Origin of the sequence: Leptospira gomenensis (assembly GCF_004770155.1) — a bacterium.
Lineage (GTDB): Bacteria > Spirochaetota > Leptospiria > Leptospirales > Leptospiraceae > Leptospira > Leptospira gomenensis.
The window spans coordinates 1-22433 of the sequence record NZ_RQFA01000063.1; the positions used below are offsets into that span (position 1 = coordinate 1).

A 22433-nucleotide genomic window follows, 5' to 3' on the forward strand; every position below is an offset into this window, starting at 1 on the left:
CTTCGTATAAACGCGGGTGAAATTCTGCGGATTTCGTATAAACGTGGGTAGAATTCTGCGAACTTCGTATAAACGTGGGTGAAATTCTGCGGATTTCGTATAAACGTGGGTAGAATTCTGCGAACTTCGTATAAACGTGGGTGAAATTCTGCGGATTTCGTATAAACGTGGGTAGAATTCTGCGAACTTCGTATAAACGCGGGTGGAGGGAGATCATACGACGCTTTCTACGCCGGAGGGTTTCTATCCACGGTCAAATTTCGCCCGACGGAAAATCTTACCGTTTCTAAGAATGAATTTCTTTCTTGGATTTATCGTAATTCCGACAAAGGAAAAAAATTACGATAAATCATAAATTCAATCGAGAAGCGGTTTGTTCGCTTCTGGATGTCGTGCCAGAAATTCCTGAATGGTTTTTCTTTTTTTCTCCAAACGAGAAAGATGATCTTCTATGATTTTACCGAAATCCAATTTCCCGGTAATGATCTCATAACGTTCCGTTTCCATCGTTCCTAAATCCAGATCCGAATCGATTTCCGACGAACGATCCGCGTATCTCTGCGCTTCCTTCCAATAAGGAATCGCCTCCTTATAAAATCCCTCGGCCACCTCGAAGGAACGATCCAGGTCGTAGGCAAAGTCGAGATTATAAAAATAAAGATGTCGTTTATCGAATTGGGACGCTATTCTCATATAGGAACGCATGATCTGAAGATGAATGTGCATGAACAAAAGGTTGCGATATTTATAATATTCATCCTCGTCTTTAACCGCACAAAGGGCGTTCTTTGGATGTCTGAATCTTTTTTTTAATCCTATTTTCAGGAAGTAGATGTCTCTTCGGAGTTCGTTTTCCCCGTAGTGAAGTTTGAGTCCGTAGAGTTGATAATAATCCTCGAGAAACTTCGGCTCCCATTTGTGAAGTTTATACGGAACCCAATCCGAAAACTTGGTATAGGGACCGTTCTTTTCGTATTCGTAGTTGTAATCCAAATCGATTTCGGCGCGAATCGACCCGGAATTTCCGTGCAAAACCGCAACCAAAAGTATACAAATCATCGATCGAGTATGCCGCAGACTCACGTTAATAGTTTCGGCAGAATTCGTCGTTTCGCCGACCTTTCCCGCTTGAAAAACCTCCTTTTTGGAGAACGTAAAATTTCGTAATTCAAAATCCTCCGAAGAACGAATTTCGAACGAAAGAACGCGGTGTGAACGCGGAAAAGGGATCGGTTTTTTTATCGAAAAAGAACCCTTTTTTGGGACTTTCGAGTCTAAACTACGAGTTCCAAACGGTCGTTTGCAAGAATCGGATTGACCTCGGTTTTTTGGAAGAAAGGATTGTTATCGGAATGAAGAATTGTTTTTCTCTGGTCGTTTGATCCGTGGTTTCGAAATTTCATCTTCGTAAAATTGTATCAAACTCGTTTCCGCTCTCCGCGTTCCTGTTTCTATTCCTAAGTTTTGAAACCGTTTCTTTGTCCGCCCAGGAATCGGTTTCCTGGTTTTCGAAACTCCAAACCACCATCACACACGGAGCGGGAGCCGCAGAACTCGGCTGGACAACCGCTTTAGTTTTGATCGCCGGAGGAATTCTGGCCAGCCTTCTTCCTTGCGTCTATCCATTGTATCCGATTACCGTGGGAATCGTCCGCGCCCGGGGAGAAGGTTCCCCTCGTCTTCTTCATCCAACGCTTTATTACCTCGGCCTTGTGGTCGTTTACGGGTGTTTCGGGTTGATCGCCGGATTTTCGGGAGGTGCGTTTAACGTTATTCTCCGTTATCCGATTACGAACCTCATCCTTTCCGTAGTTATTTTTTTACTCGCCTTGGCTTCTTTGGATCTCGTCCATCTTCCTTTTTTTCAATCCAGAGGTATGGAAACCAAGGAAGGATGCGGAGGAACCTTTCTTTTGGGAATGGGCGCTGGGCTTTTGTCATCTCCTTGTGTGGGCCCTGTCGTAGTGGCCATTCTTCTGCAAATCACGGCGGGTTCGGGTGCGATTTCGACGGAGAACGTTTTGTTGGCCGCGCTAAAGATGTTTCTTTTCGGTGTGGGTTTGGGATTTCCGTTTTTGATGATAGGCATTTTCGGCTTGAGTCTGCCCAAGTCCGGAAGATGGATGCGCTGGATCCAATACGTGCTCGGCTTTTTGGTATTCTATTTTTCTTATACGTATTTCGAGAAGGCGCTCGGAGGTTGGGGAGTCGGAGAAGGTTCCATTCCTATTGCAGCGGCAGGGATCGTAATTCTTTTGGTATGTCTTTATTTTTTTCTTCCGGATGATTGGGATAAATACTTGCGAATCAAAAAAACCCTTTTCTTGGGCGGGGTTGTGCTTTCCGCTGCGGGGTTGATTCTTCTTCTCGTTCCTTCGTTTGCGGGCGGAGGTTCCGCGGCTCATGAGGAGTTGGAAACCAAGGGAAATCTATCCTGGTTTCGTGTTCCTCAGTTGGCATATGAGGAAGGAAAATATTCCGGGAAAAAGATATTCGTCGATTTTTACGCGGATTGGTGCACCAACTGTAAGGCGTTCGAAGAACTGACCCAAACGGACGATGCGCTAAACGCCGCTCTTCAAAACGCTGTACTTTTGAAGATCAAGGATCAGGATCCCGTTTTTGAAACCTACGTGAGAGATCCAAGGTTCGAAGAGTTAAAAATCGGGCTTCCGTTTTTCGTGGTTTTGGACGCCGACGGAAATCTTCTCTACAAAAACACGGATTACCTCGATACGGAATCGATGATTCGCGCGTTACAACAACCTTAAGAAGAACGCGTTTTGTTGACTTAGAAAGGACACGTTAGTCGTCCTTCGATCGTTTCTGACTTCCTGCCGATCTCAGTATTTTGTTTCGTTTCGCGGACTTGTTTTTGTGGAATTCCAGTCGAATCGCAAACGAAACGAGGAAATTTGGGGAAAGCAATTCTTTGGTGGAAGTAAAAAAGCGAAGTGGATCGGGTCGTTCCGATTCGAGGAACGGGCTTTGGACTTTGAGGGCCGGCGGATTTTGCCGACCCTGATGATTCATTTTTTCTAATATTGTTTATGCGGTGATTTCCTTTTGCCAGAGTTTGCCTTTTACGAGAAAGTAAACTCCGACAAGAATGATCGCCACGGAAACCCACTGGGATTGCGAAAATCCGTGCCAGTAATACTGACTTAGGAACGCAGGGTTCTGCTCCGCATTGGGAATATTGACCAAAGAAGGAGGATCGATAAACGGGAATACCGCCTTATTCACCCTCAGAAATTCCACAGACAATCTTGCCGCTCCGTGGAGGATCAGATACTGCGCTCCTAAGGAGAATTTTTTGAAGTTTTGATCCTTGGCCCAATACTGGAAATACGCGAAAAAAAGAAAGGATATGATCGATTCGATCAAAGGGGTGTTCCATACGGGAACTCCGGACGGATGCGCCCCATGATAATCGAACACGAGCAAGGGGATTCGCACGTCCGTCGCAAAACCGTAACAGCCGTCGCCCGAAACCCAACATCCCAGTCTTCCAATGGCGTATCCGATCGCCATACTCGGAACCGCCGCGTCCAGATAGGAAGGGATATCGAGTTTAAAATATTTCATATACAACGAAATAAAAAGAATTCCGAATAAAAATCCGCCGTAGAATACAAGCCCGCTTCCGGAGAATAAATTATCCCACAACGCCATTCTTCCGGGGAAACCGTACCAATGTGTGAGCGGGTAGAGATATTTGCCGTCGAATCCCGGAGTTTCCACGAAGATCTGGTCCCAGATTTCCAATACGAAAAAGATTTTCGATCCGACGAGGGTGCTTAATATTCCCAATAAAAGAAGCCAGTCCGAATGTTCCGGTTCCAATCCTCTTCGTTTTAATTCCTTGGGGAGAAGATACGACGCGGCTAAAAAACCCAACATCATCAGGATGCTGAACGTGGAAGGTCCGTCCCAGCCGAAGGCTTGTTTGAGAAACGGAATCTGAATTCTATCGATCATAGTCTTACCAATACTCCTTATCTCTGGAGGGAAGCAACCCATAATCCGTTTTCGAAACAGGGCTCGGCTCGCATCGAATTTTCGAAAACGGATCGGCGACTTCGAACCGCTCTTTCCAAAGGAACGTTTCCAAAAGAACCGAGGTCCCGGTTTATTCTATGTTGATGAATTCCGCCGGATCCAAAGGAGGATCCTGACCGATATGCACCTCGTAGTGAACGTGCGGTCCGGTCGCTTTTCCCGTTGAACCTACGAGCCCGATTTTTTGTCCACGTTTGACCATTTGATTTTTTTCCACGAGGATTTCGGAACAATGTCCATAGACCGTAAAAATTCCGTTGAGGTGATTGATCTTGATGTTTTTTCCCAAACCTCCGGAAGACTGACCGGATTCCACTACCATTCCGGGAGCGGTCGCGTAAATGGGGGTTCCTTCCGAAGCGGCAAAGTCCACGCCGGAATGGTGTTCTCCCAAAATCACGAGGCCGAACGGATCCACTCTTCCGCCAAACGTGGAAGATACGAAACCGACTCCCGGATTCAACGGACGTCCTCTCGGTAGAGCGTAGAGGATCGATTCCCGTTCCTCCAGATAATCAAACGCGTTTTCGAAGGCCTGGCGAATGCGGGACAATTCGATGTTCTGTTCGGAAAATCCTTGCACCGTGTTTTTATATAAATCCAGATTCGTCTCGGAATCGGGGATTTCTTTTTTGAGTCGGAACTCCGGAATCACTTCATACGTAAGAATCCGCTTCCACGGAACCTCGTCCCAAGCCACGAGATTGAGCTGCTCGGTCTTCCGTTCCAACCCACGGATCTCCTTTTTGGCGTCCTGGAGAAGCATATCGTAATACAGATACTGACTTACGTTTTCGTCCGTCCTCTGGAAGAGGTCTTCGTCGGGTTGATAGAAAAAATTCAGATACGAAAGGAACACAAACGCGAGACAGAGAATGAGTCCCGCTAAAATTCCCAAAAACCAAGCCATAAAGACGTTCAGCTCGATCCGGACCACGTTTTCATGACTGTGCGGAACGAACAAAAAGGAGATCTTGCGGGAACCGGCTTCCTTAAACTTCCGAAACCGATTTTTGAGTCTGAGAATTCGGACCTGCAGACGTTCGGAACGGGTAAGTTTGAGATCGAACTTTGCAGGACTTGTCATAGATTTTTACTTGCAGGTAGGGGGAATGAGAGGATTATAGACTCATTCTTTATATGAAATTTCTGTCCAATCTGTTCAAGAAAAAAATAGAATCAGTTGAGGATATTCTCTCCCACCCCGACGGCAAGCGTTATTACCGGGATTCTCACCTGATCCGCAAAAACATGATAGATGAGGACGCGGTCAAGATCATCCACAGGCTGAATAAATTCGGCTTCAAGGCGTATATCGTAGGAGGAGGGGTCAGAGACCTTCTCCTCGGAAGAAAACCCAAAGACTTCGACGTTGTCACTAACGCGACTCCCAATCAGATCAAAAAAATCTTCAACAACTGCCGCATCATCGGAAGAAGATTCAAAATCGTGCATATACTTTTCCGTGGAAAAGTGATCGAAGTCAGTACGTTCCGTTCCCTTCCCGATTATAGGCTGGGAAAAGCCGTGGAAGATCAGGATTACCTCATCAAACGAGATAACAAGTTCGGAACTCCTCAGGAAGACGCCGCTCGCAGAGACTTTACAATAAATTCCTTATATTATGACGTTCGAAACGACTCCATCATCGATTACGTTGGCGGTTTCGACGACATTCAAAATAAGGTGTTAAGAGTCATAGGCGATCCGGACATTTCCTTTCGAGAAGATCCCGTGCGTATGTTGCGCGCCGTGAAGTTTTCGGAAATCCTGGGTTTGGAAATCGAAAAGTCCACGGCCAAAGCGATCCGCAAACACAAGATCGAATTGGAAAAGGCTTCCAGTTCTCGTATGCTCGAGGAATACAATAAGATCTTCCGCACTTGGAAAACTTCGCTTATCTTTCAGGGAATGGCGGAACACGGTCTTTTGGAAGTTCTTTTCCGCGAAGCGTTCGAAAAGGAACGTAAAAAAAATTCCCATTTCGGGGAAAAGTTTTTGGAAACCAATATCGGCAAACGTTTGGCGATTGCGGACAAACTTCTGACCGAACGCGAAGAGATGACTCCGCATATCTTTTATTCTTTGATCTTTTCCGATCTGGTTACGGACGCGCTTTCCAAAGAGAATATGCATCTGGTTTCCTCGATCAAAAACAATCTCGAGCCGATCTTTCAACGTTTGGAAACTCCGAAAAAGGACAAGGATCGTCTGATCAAAATTTTCGCGAGCCAACAAAGATTCCTAAGTACGGAAGACGAGAAGTCCTCTCAGAATAATTTTTTCCGTATGAAGGATTATTTCTACGACGCGTTTATGGTTTTTAAGATCGGCGCGATCGCGGAGAACGACGAAAAATCGATCCAGAGCGCGTTCTTTTGGGAGATCTCCGTTCGCAAACGTCCGATTCCAGTGAAAAAATTCAGTGGCGGAGGAAATAGCGGAGGCGGAGGAAACGGCGGCGGACGTAACAACCGCAACCGAGGAAAAAACTTCCGCAACAAAAACCGGGAAGAAGGCGGACAAAACCAAAGGGGCGGCGAGGAGCGAAATCGAAGAGGGGACGTTTCCCCATCCGATTCGCAACGTTCCGGCGGAAAGGATTCGGATTCGACGGGAACAAGGGGCTCCGACTCGGATTCATTCGAAGACTGAGTTTTTTTCCACAGGTCGGAAATGACCGACCACGAATTGCAGGGATGTTTTGGATCGGTAGGTGGATTCTTCCAAGGAACCCCAAAGGTCCAAACTTCCCGTGACGCTTAACGTATCCATAAATTCTTTTCCCCGATTCCAGAGCAGGCATTGGATCGATTCGGGGGCTCCCAGTATTCGGAAACGAACGTGTTTTCCGTCCGTCATCGGTTTGGTGTGGTAGATCTTCGCGTTTTTGATCGAAATCAAAGGGATCGGATTTTCGTGTCCGAACGGTTCGAAGACGGAAAGTTCCTGAAAAAGTTTTGCGTTGAGTTCCGTCGGGTCGAGTGAGATCAGACTTTCGGTGCGGTCCTCGGCGGATCGTTTTTGTTCTTCTTGGAGCCAGGTTTCCGCGGAATCGAACACGATCTTTGCGAGTTCCGGAATCCGTTCCACTTCCAGGGAAAATCCTCCCGCTTCCTTGTGTCCTCCGAATTGAAAAAATACGGATTCCGCTTTTTTGAGAAGGTTGAGTACGTTCTCCTTTCCGTAAGAACGGATGCTTCCCTTGGCGTGTCCGTGATCGGGCGTGATGAAAAGAACCGGCTTTTTGTATTCTTCCACGAGTCTGGTCGCGACGATTCCGGAAACGCCGGGTTCGAAATCGGGTTCGTAACAGAAAAGGACCGGCTTTTGCGTGCGTTCCGTTTTGCGTTTTAAAAATCCGTCCACCTTAAAGAGGTTGCGTTTGGTTCTTTCTCTTCTTTCCTCGTTGAGTTTTTGCAGTTCTTTGGCTCCGGTTTTCGCGCGTTCCGGATTTTCTTCCATTAGAAGATCGAGCGCGACGTGGGTGCGGTTCATTCTTCCGGCGGAATTGATCATCGGTCCGAGGCTCCATCCTAAGTCCTTGGAGGTTACTTTTTTTTCGTCCATTTCCACAAGTTGCAGAAGTTGATACAGGCCTTCCCGATGACTCGTTTCCCGTTTGCGGAGACGAGAAAGGATTTTACATCCTTCCTTTACGATGATCCGATTTTCTCCGTACAAAGGCATCATATCGGATACGGTTCCTATAGAAGCGAGATCGAAACTCTGCAGGTATTGTTCGTGGAGCGCAGGGTATTTTAGAAATTCGTAATAGAACCATTCCCGTTCCGGATACGCCGATTCAAACGTATAGGTTTGTTCCGAGATCGGAAACGGAAACTTTCCCGTTAGATCCTGTCGTTCTCCCCGGAATAGAAGTTTTCCTCTGTGGATGAGATATCCCGAAAATAGGGAATTGCCGTCGGGAATCCAGACGGCTCGGTCGAACTCCTCGAGACTCGAGTAGAGATACGCCTGGATGAATTTTAACGCAAGTACGGAAGTGCAGATTTTTTCGTTGGGGTAGGCGGAATCCTTTCGTTTGGGTGATACGAGATAACAATCGGGGATTCGTTCGGGGATTTCGTGGTGATCGAGGACGATCACTTTGATGCCGAGCGATGCGAGTTCGTCGATTTGTACGTGATTGGTGGTTCCGAAATCGAGAGTGATGAGAAGATCCGGTTTGTGTTTTTTGACGAATTCCATCGCCGCCGGACAAAGTCCGTAGTCTTCTTCGTTGGAGGTTTTTAGGATCAATTCTCCTTTATGGATTTTTTTGATGAATCCTCCGAGGAGGCTTGTGGAGGAAACTCCGTCGCAATCCCGATCTCCAAAGAGGAGGATTTTTTTTCCGTCGCGGACGGAACGCCGTAACAATTCGAGGGCCGGTTCCAGATCGGGAAGTAGGAACGGAGAGGGGAGTTCCCGTAGTCCGTGATACAAAAGATGTTCCGGATGGGATTTATCTTTTAGGTGCGCTACGTAGAATCTGTTTTGGAGCGGAGTGAGGTGGCGATTCGACCCGGCGATAGATAGTTCTTTCAGACCCGGGCCGTGTGCGTACGCGTAAGAATTCTGCATTCTTACATGGCGCTGTTGCCGCTGAACTTGGCTCCGGATTCGATCTCCAGGTCCGGGGTGCGAACGTCGCCCAAAACTTTACCGGTTTTTCGGATGGAAACCTTTTGGTGGGCGGAGATGTTTCCTTTGAGAGCTCCTTCCACCTCCAGCGTTCCGGTTTGGATATCCGCTTCCACTTCGCCCGTGTCTCCGATGACGAGCCGTCCCGTGGTCTCGATCGTTCCTTTAAAATTTCCTTTGATTTTCAGGGAATTGCTGAATTTGAGTTTTCCCCGAAAATGGATATCGTCGCCGATGATAGTATCGATTTGTTCGTCGCTCATTCTGGCTCCAAGTTTTCCGTGAGAAGAGTCGGTTTCAAATGTTTTTTCGGATTTTTGAGACGGGCCGCAGGGGGAATGCGGGTGGTCGGCGGTGCGACCCGGTTGTGCGTTGCGTGTGAGTTCCCACGAAAGTTTTGTTGTCCAAGTGCGTGGGGTGAGGGTGGGTGGTCGTCGGCAGGTGCGACCCGGTGTTGTGCGTTGCGTGTGAGTTCCCACGAAAGTTTTGTTGTCCAAGTGTGTGGTGTGAGGACGGGAGGTGCGGCGGTGCGACCCGGTGTTGTTTGTTGCGTGTGAGTTCCCACGAAAGTTTTGTCGTCCAAGTGCGTGGAGTGAGGGCGGGTGGTCGGCGGCAGGTCGGAGGTGAGGCCCGGTGTTATACGTTGCGTGTGAGTTCCCACGAAAGTTTTGCCGTCCAAGTGCGTGGTGGGCGGGTGGTCGGAGGTGCGGCCCGGTGTTGTTTGTTGCGTGTGAGTTCCCACGAAAGTTTTGTCGTCCAAGTGCGTCGCGTGGGCGGACGGGAGGTCGGCGGTGCGATCTTGCCTAAAAAGCCGCGACTAAAATCGTTTCGATTTCGTTTTTTGGAAGTTCCCGGGTCAAAGAATCCAAGAACGGAAACGACGCCGCAAGATTTGCGATCAACGGAAGATCGATCTTTCGGACCTCGTATTCGGAAAGTCTCTGCGGAATCTTCAATTCGATAAAAATTTTCCGGATCCCTTCTACTGCCTTAATGGCCGCTTCGATAACGGAGATGTTCGTGATGTCCTCGTCCAAAGCGCGCGCGATCATCACGTATTTTCCGGCGGAGGAGGTGAGGTTGTATTCCATAACGTGCGGAAGAAGAATGGACATCGACTGAAAGATATCCAAATTTGTAATATTCGAACTTGCTAATGAAAGTGCGAAACAAAGTCCGAGAGAACTAGACGACTGGGCGATCCCCGTCAAAAGGCTGGCCGCATAGAGACCGTTTTTATAGTTCAAGTTTTTCGGATCTCGTATCGAGGGAATCAGGTTTTTCTGAAGAAGTTCGATCGCCCGTAACGCGGAGGAAACCGTCAATTCGGTAGAAAACTTGGAAAGAATCGTGTCCACCGCCGCAGCCAAAATTCCTACGCCGACCTTAGAAACGTCCGTGGAACTCATAAACGAGGAAATTTTAGGATCTGCGATGATAAGCTCCGGAAAAAGAAGTTCGTGGGAAAAATACTTCACGATCTTTTCCTCGCCGAGAAGCACCGTCGAAACGGGAGCACATTCCAAACCGAAAACTGGATGTGTCGGAATCAGGATCAAAGGAAGAGGATTTTTGAGTTTCGCTTTTTTATCGTTTAACATCTCTTCTGCGAAGATATCGTTCGTGACGAGAAGGGCGATCAACTTCGCCATACTGATCGATTCGAAAGAGCCGTAACCGATGATACAATCCGCATTAGCTATCTTTGCAAAGTAGGCGGCCGTATCCAATTCTTCGAGGGTCGGTTCTTTTACGATGTCGTCGTAAAGTATGACACCGTCTATGTGTTTTTCCAGGCTGGTTTTGATGATGGAAAGTTCGTCCATATTTTCCAACTCTTGTTGAGTGGAAAAAATGACGGTTCGTGAGCCGATGTTTTTTACGAAGTTTCCGACTTTGTAGCCGCAGTCCGCTTCGAAGTGTATTTTAGGAGGAAATGTGAAGTTGACCCAATCGGGGAGTATCGGCATATATGTCGTCCCCCCGGGTTAGATCGAGTGACTCGGAATAATTCTAATTTAGATAGAGGTAAAAATCAGTTTTTCCGTAACGGTGTTTATTGACCCAACATGGTTTCTGAGATTCGGTCCGCGATCGTATTCAATACGTCCGCGCTCAGATTGTCGTAGTCGCCGTTTTTTAATTTTTCTTTGATTTCCTTTAATTTCACGGAACGATCCGATTCTTCCGGTGTGGAAAGAATTTTACGCGTAATCGTTTGTACCTCGGCTTGGAGTTTCGCCTCGGACGCTTTTTGTTTTGCAATGTCGGAAATGGAAACGTTATCGAAGGATTCCTTGGATTCCGCTTTTTTTACCGGAGCGGTTCGTTTGGGTTCGTATCCGCTTCCGCCGATCCCACCGATTTTATCGATAGTCATGATTTCTTACCTCTACTGAATTCTATCGGCCGTTCCGAGAGCGCCTTTAAGCATTTTTTTCCGATTCGTATTGATTAAAACCACAAATTCCCCTTTTCTGGCAAATTCCTCCGCGTTTGTTCGGTGCAGAGGGGAAATCAGAAGAATTTGTTCGTGGATTTTGGTCATCTCCCGACCGATTAAAAATTCGCAGTCCGGAAAAATTTCCCGGACGGCACACAAGGAATCGTCAATTCGGTGCACCGATTCGAAAAACATGAGCAATCCTTCGAAGGATTTCCATTCCCCCAATTGATTTCTCTTCTTTCCCTTTTTTTCGGACAAAAATCCCAGAAATAAAAACGGATTGGCCTGCCAGCCGGAAATCCCCAAAAGAGCGGTGACGGCGCTCGGACCCGGAACGGACGCGACCACGAAACCGGCTTCTCGCACGGTTCGAATCAGTTGGGAACCTGGATCGGAAACCCCGGGAGTTCCCGCATCCGAAACCAAAGCGAAGTTTTTTCCGGACCGCAATTCTTCCAATAACGATACATACGGAGTTTCGGATTGATCCCGATACAATGTGGATGCCGGGGTCGTTATGGAATAGTGTCGGAAAAGTTTGCGGGAATGACCTGCGTTTTCGCAAAAGATCCGGTCCGTGTTTTTTAGGATGCGAAGGGCTCGAAACGTAAGATCTTCCAAGTTTCCGATCGGAGTGGAAACCACATACAAGGTTCCTGGTTGAAGGGGAAGCGATTCCGATTCGGAGGATTCCGTTTCCGACGGTTCCTCGGAAGTTTCCTCTCCGGAACTCATAGATTGCAGCCGGGGGGAGAAACTCCCGCCGGACAAACACAACCCGTTTCTTCCGCGCCTGCGACTGCACAAGGATTACAAAGCGTTCCTACGGGACAATTTTGTCGTACTTCCGCGGAGCAGGTGGAGACGTTGCATTCGAAGGGATTACAACTCGAGCCAACGGGACAAAGAGAAGGTCGGGAAGAGGAACACATTCTCACCGGAGTGGAAGGGTTGGAAAAAATTCCAGTGTTCATCAAAGCACGGAGCGTAAACGTATAAACTTCGCATTTTACGAACGGAAACACTCCCGGAGGAGGAATCTGATTGAGGACCCGATGCGACTGTAGTTTGATCGAACTCGTGGACGCATCGGACGCGAGATGAGGAAACGATGGTTGCACCCCGTTTTCGAGATAGATATTTCCTCCGGCCAACGTTTCCGCGACGGAAGGGGCCGCGGTCGTGATGTATAAATTGTAGCCGACGAACTGAGGTTCTACGTTGGTCACGAAATAACGGACCAGATATTCCGGTTTGTAGGAATTGGGTTCGGAAATAAAATCCAAATCCTTTGTGGCGTTGTTCGTGATTCCTTCGTTGATCGCGATTACACTCAGAAATTGGGGAACTCCCACGGGAGAAATAAAGACGAACGGAGATTGTGCCACGTCGGTGTTCATACCACAACCGACGAAGGTCAACCAAAACCAACCGAGGATCGGAAGAATCGTTTGCGAACGTATTCGAAGAAACATTTTTATCTTGCGTAGGATTCAATTTCCCGAAAATTAGAAACGAATCCGTCTTCCGGATAGAATTTACCGGAACTGCGGTCTTACAATCAAAATTTCCCTGTTCTTCGGAGCCGACCGTGCTAAGCATTCGTAAACTCGTTCTTTATTCCGGACTTTCCGTAGCTTTGATCCTGCTCGTGTGGATTTTATTCTCTTCCGAGGATCCTTCCGAACGCGCCAAAAAAAATCGGGAAGCGGACAGCGTCGCTCTTCTTTTGGGCGGAGGGGGTTCTTCTTCTTCCTCTTCTTCGGAATCCGGAAGCGGTAAAACCAACGAATCCATCTTCGATTCTTCATTTTACAAAGCGGGTAAGGGAGAATACGTCGAGTCCTCGGAAACGGGAGCGGCCAAGGAAGCCGATCCGAACGCGGCCGACGCAGACAATCCAGTCAATCCGCAGACCAACAAACCGTATACCAACGAAGAGATGGAACGGTTCAGTCAACTTCGGGAACGATTTCCGAACAATTCCCTCATTCCGAAAAAGATGAGTCCCGCGGAAAAAGAGGCGAAAAAACAAGAGGACGCCCAGATTGCGGATGCGGCCCGAAACGTTTTTGCTAGAACGGCCAACCCCGCTCAGATCCGTTCCTACTACTCTCATATGGAAAAACAAACGCAGGATCGGATGGACATCATCAACTATCTCGTGGATTTACAAAAAGGTTCGGGAGAGGAAGAGACCGAAAAAAAACTTCAGAACATCCAAGAGTCCATCAAAAATCAATTACAACAAGTGCAGAGAGATAAGGAAAACGCGTTCAAACAAGCGGGTTTGTAACACTCACGGCTTTATTTTTTACGAAATCCCATCCTTTCCTCGCGGAAGTTGTGCGCCTCTTTCGTTTCCGCGGGACCGGATTTTCGTCCTAGAAAAACGTCTAAGAGCCGAGTCCGGATCCCTTTTCCTCCGAAAGGATCGGAAATCGGAAACTGGATTTCGGATCCAACCCGTATCCGTCCAGATGAAAGGAAGGAGGAAGTCTTTCCCGTTTCCATTGATTTCTGTGAAACAGTCTTACGTATTTCCGTACGTATTCTTCGAGAACTTCCCGCGGTATTCCGGCCGCTTCCGGCTCTAAGGCGACTAACGTTACGATTTCCGAATATTCCGCACCTCTCACGACGAACAGTTCCTCTATCTTCTGCAGAAGAGGATAAGGCATAAGATCCTTCTCGTCCTCTTGTCCCTCTTCGAGAGGTTTGAGTTCCGCACTCGGAGGAGACAACACGATTTCCTTTACGGAAGGATACGACGGCAGGACCGGGTCTTTCCCCGCCGCCACGTTGTTCAGCCACCGAAGTAGGAATTCTTTGCTCACTCCGGTCAAAGGAGCCACCGATCCGGAAGAATCCCCGTCCATCGTCGTATACCCGGCGCTCGCTTCGCTTCGATTTCCCGTGGAAAGAAGAAGGTGTTCGTTGAGGTTGGCGAGCATCCATACGATCGGAGAACGGACTCGGGCCTGTATGTTTTGCAGAACAAGATTGTGTTTTTTCCAATCGAGTTCGATTCCGGTGACGTTCGATATCTTTTCGGTGATTCGTTCCACTTCGGAATCGACGGATACGTCTCCGTGGTTCGTTCCCAAATCCAGAGCCAATGCCGCGGCGAGACGTTTTGTCCGTTCCGAATTGTTTACCGTGGATTGATACAACGTGAAAAGTAGTTTCGATTCCTCGATCGAACGCGCCGCGAAGGCGCGATCACCTAATTCCTCTTTGGCGATTTTTTTCATCGCCGTAACCAATAGGGCGCAGGCCGCGCTGTCCGCACCTCCGGACAGGGAAAGAGTATAACCTTTTGTTCCGGTTTGTATTAGATAATCATAAAGTCCTAAAGCGACCGCCCGTGTGAAATCGCCGAAGGATTCCTGCTCTTCGGCAACGGAAGGTTCTGGAATCGGTTTGTGAACTCGCGGGGAGCGTACGGGGAAGTCGAGAGAAAGATAAATTTTGGAATCCTCTCCCCCTTTTTCGGATCGGTTGCGATTCCCCGAAGGACGGAAGTTTCGGGCACGGTGAACGCGCGAAACGTCGAAATCGATTTCCACGGTACAGGTTTTGAATTCCCCGAAAAACAGACGTTCGGATTCCGCGATCAAATCCCCGTTTTGTACGGCCATCGCACCTCCTTCGAAGATCAATCTTCCGGATTCGTTTCCGCAGAGATTGGAAAAAAGATATACGTTCGATTCCCGTCGTGAACTTTCCCGAAAAATCTGTCTGCGGACTTTTTGTTTTCCGAACGCGAAGTGGGAGGCTCCCGGAGAAAGGATCAGGTCGGTTCCCGCTTCGCTTAACAAAATGGAAGGTTTTTGTAGAACCCAGGAATCCTCGCAGATTTCCACTCCGAAAGAAAAACGATCCGTTTCAAAAAGTAAGGCTCCGAAGGGTACTGCGCTTCCGTCGGGTGCGATCCAAATTTCTCCCGACTCTTCTCCCCGCGCGAACCAGCGGTTTTCGTAGTGAACTCCCGTGGTCGCGAGGTTGGATTTCGGGACGATTCCGGCTACGGTTCCGTTGCAGAGTACGGCGGCGCAGTTGAACAGATACGGATTTTGGAACACGGGAAGACCGACCACCACGATCTTATTCTCCGTAAAAGGAAGCAGTTCGTTTAACGATTCCCAGGATCGTTTCCAAACCCTCGGAAAAAAGAAGGAATCCTCGCAGCCGTATCCGGAGAGGGAAAGTTCAGGAAATAAAATCAGATCCGAATTCTTCTCCTCTTGGAGCACTCGTTTGATTTTGGAAAGGTTTCCCTCGAAATCCAAAACCCTGGTCTTTAACGAAACGGAGGTGAGTCGAACGGCTTGCATGAATTACAACATTCCGTAAGAAAGCCGTTTTGAAAGTGTTTTTTCTCGGTTTCGAGTCCGCGGAAAAAACGATCCTGGTCGGTTCTCCGATCCCGTCCGTACTCGGTTTCGGATCGAAGAACGTTCGGATCGATTTAGGAAACCATGGAGGTTCCGTCTCCGGAGATAAGCCGTTTCCAGGATTTCAATTCGGAGCGGAACTTAGATTCTAATTCCTTGTTCTTGGTTTTGTCCCGAGATTCTTTTTGTGCGGTCCATTCCGACTGAAGTTCGAGCAGGGATCGTTTGCGCGTTTCCAAACCGGATTCCCATTCTTCGGGAAGAGATACCGACCGGTTCTCCCATTTTTGGCGAATTCGTTTTTCGTCCATCTGCACCCGTTTGCGGAAAATTTGTTCGTCGGGAATCCGTTTTAAATCCCAGGCAAGTCCCAAAAGTTCGAAGGCTTTGATGAGCCACTTACTCGGGTCGTAGTCGAAAAAGCGGATTCCATTTCTGTAATCCGCTTGGAACTCGTGATGGAAGTTGTGATAACCTTCTCCGTACGTGAAAAGCGCGAGGAACCAATTGTCTTTGGCGGTATGTTTGTCGGAAAAAGGCTGCGATCCTTTGAAGTGACAGAGTGAATTGATGAAAAACGTAAAGTGATGATTGATCGACAAACGTAAAAATCCCGCGACCAAAACTCCACCCGCGAAATCACCCCAGGTCCATGCGATCAGACCGGGAAAGAAAAAACACATAAAGATCGAAATCGGTAGGTAATACTCGTGTTGCAGTACGATCCATTTGTCCTCTTTCAGATCGGGAATGTTCTGCAGAGTATATTCGCGTTTTTTAAACAACCACAGGATATGAGCGAACCAAAATCCTTTCGTGATCGCGTACGGATCCTCTTCCTTGTCCACGTATCTGTGGTGGATCCTGTGGTCGGAACTCCACTCCAGAACCGAACTTTGAAACGCGGCTCCTCCGAAGAGAAGAAAAAAGATACGAACCGGAAACGAGGCCTTATAGGCGCGGTGGGAAAAAAGACGGTGATATCCCGCGGTAATTCCGACCCCCGTCGAAAACATCATAAATAAAAACAAAAGCCAGGTTTGGTAGGGGATTCCTCGGTCGCTCGCGAGCCAAATCGTCCCGGCGATTCCCACGATCGGAGTGAGAATCAAAAAGATCGTGGTAACCCAGTTGATCGTCGTTTCTTTTTGCATCGTATTATCCTCTTTGTGCAGTTCCGAACTTTTAATTAACTACGTTAGTTATGAGAAAGAACGGGATCGCAGGTTGCAAAATTCGAGTTTTTTTTTCGAATTTTTTTCCCGGTCGAAAACGGTTTCCAGATTTTTTCCCGGAAATTCACTGGCTAAAAATCCATTCTCCAACGGGATGATGATCGTTTATGAAACAAGAACTCTTCGAACTGATTCGAACCCACGCGTATCGTTACTCGGAAGAACCCTTTACCCTGGCTTCCGGAAAACGTTCCCGTCATTATTTCAATTGTAAGGAAATCACGCTCGTTCCGGATCGTTTGGAACTTTTGTGTCGGTGGATCGTCCAGGAACACCTACGCGAATCCGGAATCACCAAGGTGGAAGCGTTCGGTGGTTTGACGATGGGTGCGGATCCAATCTGTTACGGTCTCGGTCTGGAATTCCGAAAGTTCAATCAAAACGTTTATCCTCTGATCGTGCGCAAACTTTCCAAGGATCACGGAACGAAAAAACTCGTGGAAGGCGCGATCAAAGCGGTAAAATCCTGCGTGGTCGTGGACGACGTAATTACGACCGGAGGTTCGACGATCCAGGCCATCCGAAGCCTACGCGATTCCGGTCTGGATGTGACGCACGGAATCTGCATCCTGGATCGGGAAGAGGGAGGCCGTGAGGCGATCCGTTCCGAAGGTGTGGAAATGTTTCCTTTGTTTAAAAAAAGCGATTTCGGGAACCTCGAACATGAGTGAATTTGAATATGATTATCCCAAGTTCCGCAAAAATCTGATTCTTCGTTCGTCGGCGGTCGTTCTTTTATACTTTGCGTTTTTGGTTTGGAATTTTCTGAAAGTTCCCGAGGAAAGCCGCACGGATTTCGTGAGAATTTTCGGTCTGTTTTCGATCGTACTGGGTTTTCTTCTTCTACGCAATTTTACGAGGCAGTTGCAGGTGCTTCGCGGCGCCAAGGTGGAACTGACGCAACATTCCCTCAAACTCTACAACTCCAAGGGGCAATCCTTCGAAATCCGTTTCAAATCCATCGTTACCGTCGAACGGGACCGATTCCGATCATATTCAAGATTTCTAATCAATACGAAAGAGGACAAGATCCCCGTCCTCAATCTCGCCGATCCCGACGCGTTTCAGGAGGAATTGGAAAAACGCAGCGGTAAAAAAACGACTTTGACCCTAAACGCTCCGGCTTTTTTTCATCCGAGAACCTTGTTGTATTTTCTTCCCACGTTCGCGATTTTTGCGGCGGTCGCCATGCCGAACTGGAACATAAAACCGGAATCGGCGTATCTGATCGCCAACGTCAACGCTCTTTTGGTGGCGGTTTATTTTCCGGAGGATAAAATCCAAACCCGTTTTTCCGCGAAACGCAGATGGATTTTTCTTTTGGGAGCGCTTTTGATCGCGCAGGCGCTCCGTTATTTAAACGTTTTATAATATTCTTTTTTTGGAACGTGTTCGGGCTTGGTTCGGAAACGCGTTTCCGATACGGCGTTTTTTCCCTTTAAAAGGACTGCGATTTGGAGAGTATATTCAATTTTCTTTGTGCGAGTCTGCGCAGTTCCGTCATTTCCTCTAAGTAGGAGGCGAGGACCCGATCCACGTTGACGTTTTTTTCCATTTTCAAAAGGCTGTCGCGAACCAATCGTAGATGTTCCGTTTCCACGACCTTCCCGGAGAGGATCAGTTTTCGGATCGTTTCGAATTCGCATTTCCTAAGATGAACCCGCAAAAGAAAGTCGATGGAAAACTTAGAAACCATTCTTCCCCAAGGACTGTTCGGATTAAAACTGGCGGTCTGCGATTCCATCCGATCCGTCGCCCTTTGCGACAACGCCGGTCCGAAAGAACCGGAAAATCCGGTGGGGGTTTCGTCGGCGATATCCTTTCCTCCGGAGGCGATTCCCGTTTTCGATTCCAGGATTTCCTCTAAGGCGCGCACGCGGAACTCCTCCTGAAAATCGTTCGGATTGTTGTTCATCATTCGGACGAACTCTTCGAGCATCACGACGATGTTTACGATTCTTCCTATGGGAGTATTGTTCAGCTCTCGGATTTTCGGAAAAAGTTCGCGGGTTATCAGGGAAGGCGATTTCTTTTTATAATAGGTCGCTTCGTAAAGACGTTCCAATTTTTTTTCGGCGAAGTATTTCACGTCGCCCAGGATTTTCAAATCCGCGTAGGCGTACGCGTCCACGCCCGGATCGTTCATCTTCGTATTCTTATCGTCGGGTAATACGATCTTGATGACGAATATGATCTTCGCCTCGCGCAAAGCCTCTAAAATATTGCGGATCTCCTCGGGCTCCCGGGAATACATCGACATCAGTTCCTTCAGGAACGTGTCGGAGGTCGGGATCTTTTCGTCCTCCTGTAAATTTACCTTCCTGATTTCGGAGGCGATTTCCAGAGCTACGTCGGCGAGTGTACTCATGTCGGTGATAACATCCTATCGAAGCGAAGACTACGGATCAAGTTGGTTTTCGTTTCAGTTCGTTTCGGAACGTGTCGCTCATTCTCTACTCATCTTGTATCCGAGTTTTCTCAGAGTATACAACGGAAAGACGGAGGATATTATTCCCAAAATCGGCGAAAGAAAAAGAAAAAACAGGACGATTTCCGGGGAAACCGTGAATTTTAAGGTCCATCCGAACGCGTTCTTATTGACCACATACAATACGATCGGAGACAGAAGAAAGGCCAAAAGAATTCCGAAACAGGTGGAAATCACGGTGATAAAAACGCTCTCCGTCATAAGGATACGCCGTATTTGTGCGAAGTCCGCTCCCAGATACTTTAGGATTCCGAGAGTGGTTTTTTTAGAGATCAGATTGTGAAGTAGGGAGGAAATCAAGGAAATCATCGCGATCAGAAACGCGGTGGTTTTTAGAGTATTCAAAACTCCGAACACCTTATCCACTCCTTCCGTGTACAAAGCCCTCACTTCCGCGGCGTCCAAAATTTTTAGCGAAGGATTTTCTTCGAGAATTTCCTCGATTTCTCTCTTTGTCAAAGAGAGGTCGGCTCCCTTATTTAAGAATATCTTAATAGAGTTATATCCTTGAAGTCCGAAATATTCCTCGTATCGATTTATATCCATCATGATCGTTCCGCGTTCTGAGAAAAAATGTTCCTTGATTCCCCGAATCAAGAATTCCTTTTTTCCGAGAGGAGTGGATATAGGAATCGTATCTCCGACCTTGAAATTCTGAAGATACGCCATATTGGAAGAGATCAGTATTTCCTTTTCTCCCGTCGCGTTTCTTTCCGGGGAATTTTCCCCGTCGTGTGTAGAAAAAGTATATGCGTGAATCGTAAAGTTTCCTTTGTCAGTTTCGACGCGAGTGTTAACGCAAAATCCGTCCAACGATCGTACCGTTTCGATTTTTGAGATTTCGTTTAACAAAAAGAGGGGAACTCCGCCGTTGATTCCCGCGGCTAAGTTGGAGGAATTTATCACGGTCAGATCCGCCGGAAATTCCTCGTTTACCCAGTCGTTTAGGGATCTGCGGTAACTGTCCGTCAAAATCGAAAGACAGACCACAAGGGAAGTAGCGAGCATCAACGTTGCGGAGGTGAGCGTATTCCGCAGAGGTTGGTTTTTGGTTTCCTCCAAACCGATCCTCGCGAACACAAAGGAACGGTCCGAAATTTGTGAGAACCGGAAAAACAATTCTCCGAAGGCGGAAAATATCCAGGGAAAACAAAGAACGATTCCGACTACGATTCCTCCGATGCCTATCAATCCCGCCCACGGAATCTGCGTTCGAAACGGAAGATAGGCGACTCCGCAAAAAAGAATCAACGACGTCACTCCGTATAACAGCAATTTTGCGTCCGATATCCTCGCGTTTCCTGACGCCGATTCGCGCAGAACGGTTGACGGGGAAATTTTACCGGCTCTCCAGGATGAGAAGGCGGAGGAAAACACGGACCCGAAGATTCCGATACCCATCGATACGATCCATATTTCCGAAGGAATCGAAGTATAAGTTTTGAGATAGGAAAGGTCTGCGGTGGTCGCTTCCGGACTGAAAAATTCCAATCGGGAAAAGTAAAATCCCAAAATAAGACCGAAAAAACTTCCCGCGCTTCCGAGTAAAAACGACTGCGATACAAAAAGTAAAAACGTATGTCCACGACCGAGGCCCATCGTTTTCAAAATTCCTAATTCTTTTTCGCGAGCGAGATACAATCCGGACATCGTGTTCGATACCATGAAGAAGGCGATGATCAGGGAGATGAACGAAATCACGAGAAGATTGAGCTGAAACGATCGCAGCGCGTTTCCGGATTTTTCACGTATGTCGTCTATCGTTTCCACTCTGTAATCCGGACCGAGTTTGGTTTCCAAAATCGATTTTTGTTCTACGCGAAATTCGTCCGGTTGAACGAGAAGAAAACTCACCTTTCCCGAAATCCCAAAGCGTTTCATCGCCGAGTCGATGTCCTCTAAGAATAGATTGCCTCCTTCGGTTTCGATTCTTTTCCAATTTGCGATCGTAAACTTTTTCTGATCCGCTTCGATTTTAGTCGGTTCGGAATTCAATCGTTCGGACAAGGCGCGACTCACGAATACCGTATCCATTCCCAATCCCTGAAACGATTCGGCGGATACGCTTAGGTTTCCCGTTTCTTTGAGAAAATCCAACCCTAGATATACCGCGCGTATGGAATCGTTTACGATCACTTCCCTTTGTATCCTGGGGACGATTTTTACGACCCAACCCAGATCGGGATCTCGATGAAGTCTGGAAATTAGTTCCGCGGGAAGATCCTGTTCCCCTAACGCGGAGGAGATTTTGATTTTGTATTCTCCTTGGAAATATCCCATCGCGAAGTCGGTGAGACTTTTTTCGGCTTTGATTCCGTTGGCGGTCGTGGATATAAAAAGGCCCACTCCGAGGGATATTCCGACTAACGCAAAAAATGCGGCGGACGTATGGCTTCGGAAGTATTCGAAAAGAAAAAGTACGTAAAGTCGTATCGACATATTGGCGTTAGTCGGTCAGGATTCCGTCCGCCATGTTGAGTCTATGTTCTCCGAGTGAGCCTAGGTTCGGATCGTGTGTGACTATAAAAAGAGTGAATCGGTTTCGTTTTTGTAGGTCGATCAGCAACCGAATCACTTTTTCCGCGTTTTTGGTATCGAGATTCCCCGTGGGTTCGTCCGCTAAAATGAGCGAAGGACGTTTGCAAACTGCTCTCGCTATGGCGACTCTTTGTTGTTCTCCGCCGGATAATTCGTCCGGTTTGTGGAACATTCTTTCCGCGAGACCCACCTGTTCGAGGGCTTCTTCGGCCTTTTGTCTCGCTTCCTTTTTTCCGATACCGGAAATATAAAGCGGAATCGCCACGTTTTCCAAGGCGTCGAGGTAGGGAAGTAAATGAAAAAATTGGAATATGATTCCGGTTTCCGCGCGTCTGTAGGCGGTTAGTTCGGCCTCGTCCATTGTATGAAGTTCGTATCCGTTGACGTTCACTTCTCCCGAGTCGGGCACGTCGATTCCCGCGAGTATATTCAAAAAAGTTGATTTACCCGAACCGGAAGGTCCCATCAGAGTCACCAAAGAATCGCTCGTAATGTTTAGGTCCAGACCCTTGAGGACGGGAGTTAGAAGTTTTCCGCTACGATACGATTTGTTTAGGGCGGAGATTTCTATTCTACGTACGTCGGACGAAACCGTTTCGGTCATAAGAGTATCGTTAAAC

20 protein-coding genes are annotated in these 22433 nt (G+C 47.7%); 5 read left to right on the top strand and 15 right to left on the bottom strand.

Annotated elements, in window-relative coordinates; translation table 11 throughout:
• Positions 1-217, bottom strand: a 217-nt coding sequence (locus EHQ17_RS19985; RefSeq protein WP_210414552.1) for a hypothetical protein, incomplete at its 3' end; no start/stop codon positions are given.
• A gap of 140 nt (positions 218-357) precedes the next feature.
• On the bottom strand, positions 358-1059 hold the full coding sequence (locus EHQ17_RS13760; protein ID WP_135595588.1) for a hypothetical protein: 702 nt from the start codon (positions 1057-1059) through the stop codon (positions 358-360).
• A gap of 326 nt (positions 1060-1385) precedes the next feature.
• On the opposite strand from EHQ17_RS13760, the gene EHQ17_RS13765 reads away from it, so the two are divergent.
• Positions 1386-2771, top strand: coding sequence for a protein-disulfide reductase DsbD family protein (locus EHQ17_RS13765; RefSeq protein WP_425460716.1), 1386 nt, complete (start codon positions 1386-1388; stop codon positions 2769-2771).
• Between the two features lie 277 nt (positions 2772-3048).
• On the opposite strand, the gene EHQ17_RS13770 is transcribed toward EHQ17_RS13765, so the two are convergent.
• Together EHQ17_RS13770 and EHQ17_RS13775 are read right to left on the bottom strand one after the other, a co-directional pair.
• Positions 3049-3981, bottom strand: a complete 933-nt coding sequence (locus EHQ17_RS13770) for a prolipoprotein diacylglyceryl transferase (RefSeq protein WP_135595589.1) — start codon at positions 3979-3981, stop codon at positions 3049-3051.
• Between the two features lie 151 nt (positions 3982-4132).
• The gene (locus EHQ17_RS13775; RefSeq protein WP_135595590.1) at positions 4133-5149 is read right to left on the bottom strand and encodes a M23 family metallopeptidase; all 1017 of its coding nucleotides are present in this window, start codon (positions 5147-5149) and stop codon (positions 4133-4135) included.
• Between the two features lie 53 nt (positions 5150-5202).
• Between EHQ17_RS13775 and pcnB the strand changes: the two genes are divergently transcribed.
• Positions 5203-6717 (top strand): polynucleotide adenylyltransferase PcnB, encoded by a 1515-nt coding sequence (gene pcnB, locus EHQ17_RS13780; RefSeq protein WP_246057553.1) that lies wholly within the window; start codon positions 5203-5205, stop codon positions 6715-6717.
• On the opposite strand, the gene recJ is transcribed toward pcnB, so the two are convergent.
• From recJ to EHQ17_RS13810, 6 genes are all read right to left on the bottom strand, one after another.
• Positions 6703-8649 carry a single-stranded-DNA-specific exonuclease RecJ gene (gene recJ / locus EHQ17_RS13785; RefSeq protein ID WP_135595591.1) on the bottom strand — a complete coding sequence of 649 codons (1947 nt, stop codon included), beginning with the start codon at positions 8647-8649 and terminating at the stop codon, positions 6703-6705. The genes pcnB and recJ overlap by 15 nt on opposite strands.
• Before the next feature lie 2 nt (positions 8650-8651).
• Entirely contained in the window at positions 8652-8972 is a 321-nt protein-coding gene (locus EHQ17_RS13790; protein ID WP_135595592.1) for a bactofilin family protein, read from the bottom strand.
• Positions 8973-9512: 540 nt separating this feature from the next.
• A complete protein-coding gene (locus EHQ17_RS13795) occupies positions 9513-10679 on the bottom strand; it encodes an iron-containing alcohol dehydrogenase (protein ID WP_135595593.1) in 1167 nt (388 codons plus the stop codon).
• A gap of 86 nt (positions 10680-10765) precedes the next feature.
• Positions 10766-11089, bottom strand: a complete 324-nt coding sequence (locus EHQ17_RS13800; RefSeq protein ID WP_135595594.1) for a flagellar biosynthesis anti-sigma factor FlgM — start codon at positions 11087-11089, stop codon at positions 10766-10768.
• Positions 11090-11101: 12 nt separating this feature from the next.
• A complete protein-coding gene (gene rsmI, locus EHQ17_RS13805) occupies positions 11102-11890 on the bottom strand; it encodes a 16S rRNA (cytidine(1402)-2'-O)-methyltransferase (protein ID WP_135595595.1) in 789 nt (262 codons plus the stop codon).
• Complete coding sequence (locus EHQ17_RS13810) at positions 11887-12630, bottom strand: LIC11073 family putative lipoprotein (RefSeq protein WP_135595596.1); 744 nt, start codon at positions 12628-12630, stop codon at positions 11887-11889. Before EHQ17_RS13810 ends, rsmI begins: the two co-directional genes overlap by 4 nt.
• Before the next feature lie 116 nt (positions 12631-12746).
• Here EHQ17_RS13810 and EHQ17_RS13815 point away from each other — a divergent pair, with 116 nt between their 5' ends.
• Positions 12747-13451, top strand: a complete 705-nt coding sequence (locus tag EHQ17_RS13815) for an LIC_20245 family lipoprotein (RefSeq protein ID WP_135595597.1) — start codon at positions 12747-12749, stop codon at positions 13449-13451.
• A 100-nt stretch (positions 13452-13551) separates the two neighbouring features.
• Here EHQ17_RS13815 and nadE read toward each other — a convergent pair whose 3' ends face one another.
• Together nadE and EHQ17_RS13825 are read right to left on the bottom strand one after the other, a co-directional pair.
• Entirely contained in the window at positions 13552-15492 is a 1941-nt protein-coding gene (gene nadE / locus EHQ17_RS13820; protein WP_135595598.1) for an NAD(+) synthase, read from the bottom strand.
• 134 nt (positions 15493-15626) lie between these two features.
• On the bottom strand, positions 15627-16706 hold the full coding sequence (locus EHQ17_RS13825; RefSeq protein ID WP_135595599.1) for an acyl-CoA desaturase: 1080 nt from the start codon (positions 16704-16706) through the stop codon (positions 15627-15629).
• 188 nt (positions 16707-16894) lie between these two features.
• Here EHQ17_RS13825 and pyrE point away from each other — a divergent pair, with 188 nt between their 5' ends.
• The gene (gene pyrE / locus EHQ17_RS13830) at positions 16895-17458 is read left to right on the top strand and encodes an orotate phosphoribosyltransferase (protein ID WP_135595600.1); all 564 of its coding nucleotides are present in this window, start codon (positions 16895-16897) and stop codon (positions 17456-17458) included.
• On the top strand, positions 17451-18158 hold the full coding sequence (locus EHQ17_RS13835; protein ID WP_135595601.1) for a hypothetical protein: 708 nt from the start codon (positions 17451-17453) through the stop codon (positions 18156-18158). Before pyrE ends, EHQ17_RS13835 begins: the two co-directional genes overlap by 8 nt.
• Positions 18159-18225: 67 nt before the next feature.
• On the opposite strand, the gene EHQ17_RS13840 is transcribed toward EHQ17_RS13835, so the two are convergent.
• The 3 genes from EHQ17_RS13840 to EHQ17_RS13850 form a co-directional block, all read right to left on the bottom strand.
• Positions 18226-19155, bottom strand: a complete 930-nt coding sequence (locus tag EHQ17_RS13840; RefSeq protein WP_135595602.1) for a hypothetical protein — start codon at positions 19153-19155, stop codon at positions 18226-18228.
• A gap of 78 nt (positions 19156-19233) precedes the next feature.
• Entirely contained in the window at positions 19234-21714 is a 2481-nt protein-coding gene (locus tag EHQ17_RS13845) for an ABC transporter permease (protein WP_135595603.1), read from the bottom strand.
• Positions 21715-21721: 7 nt separating this feature from the next.
• Complete coding sequence (locus EHQ17_RS13850; protein ID WP_135595604.1) at positions 21722-22417, bottom strand: ABC transporter ATP-binding protein; 696 nt, start codon at positions 22415-22417, stop codon at positions 21722-21724.
• Between the last annotated feature and the right edge of the window lie 16 nt (positions 22418-22433).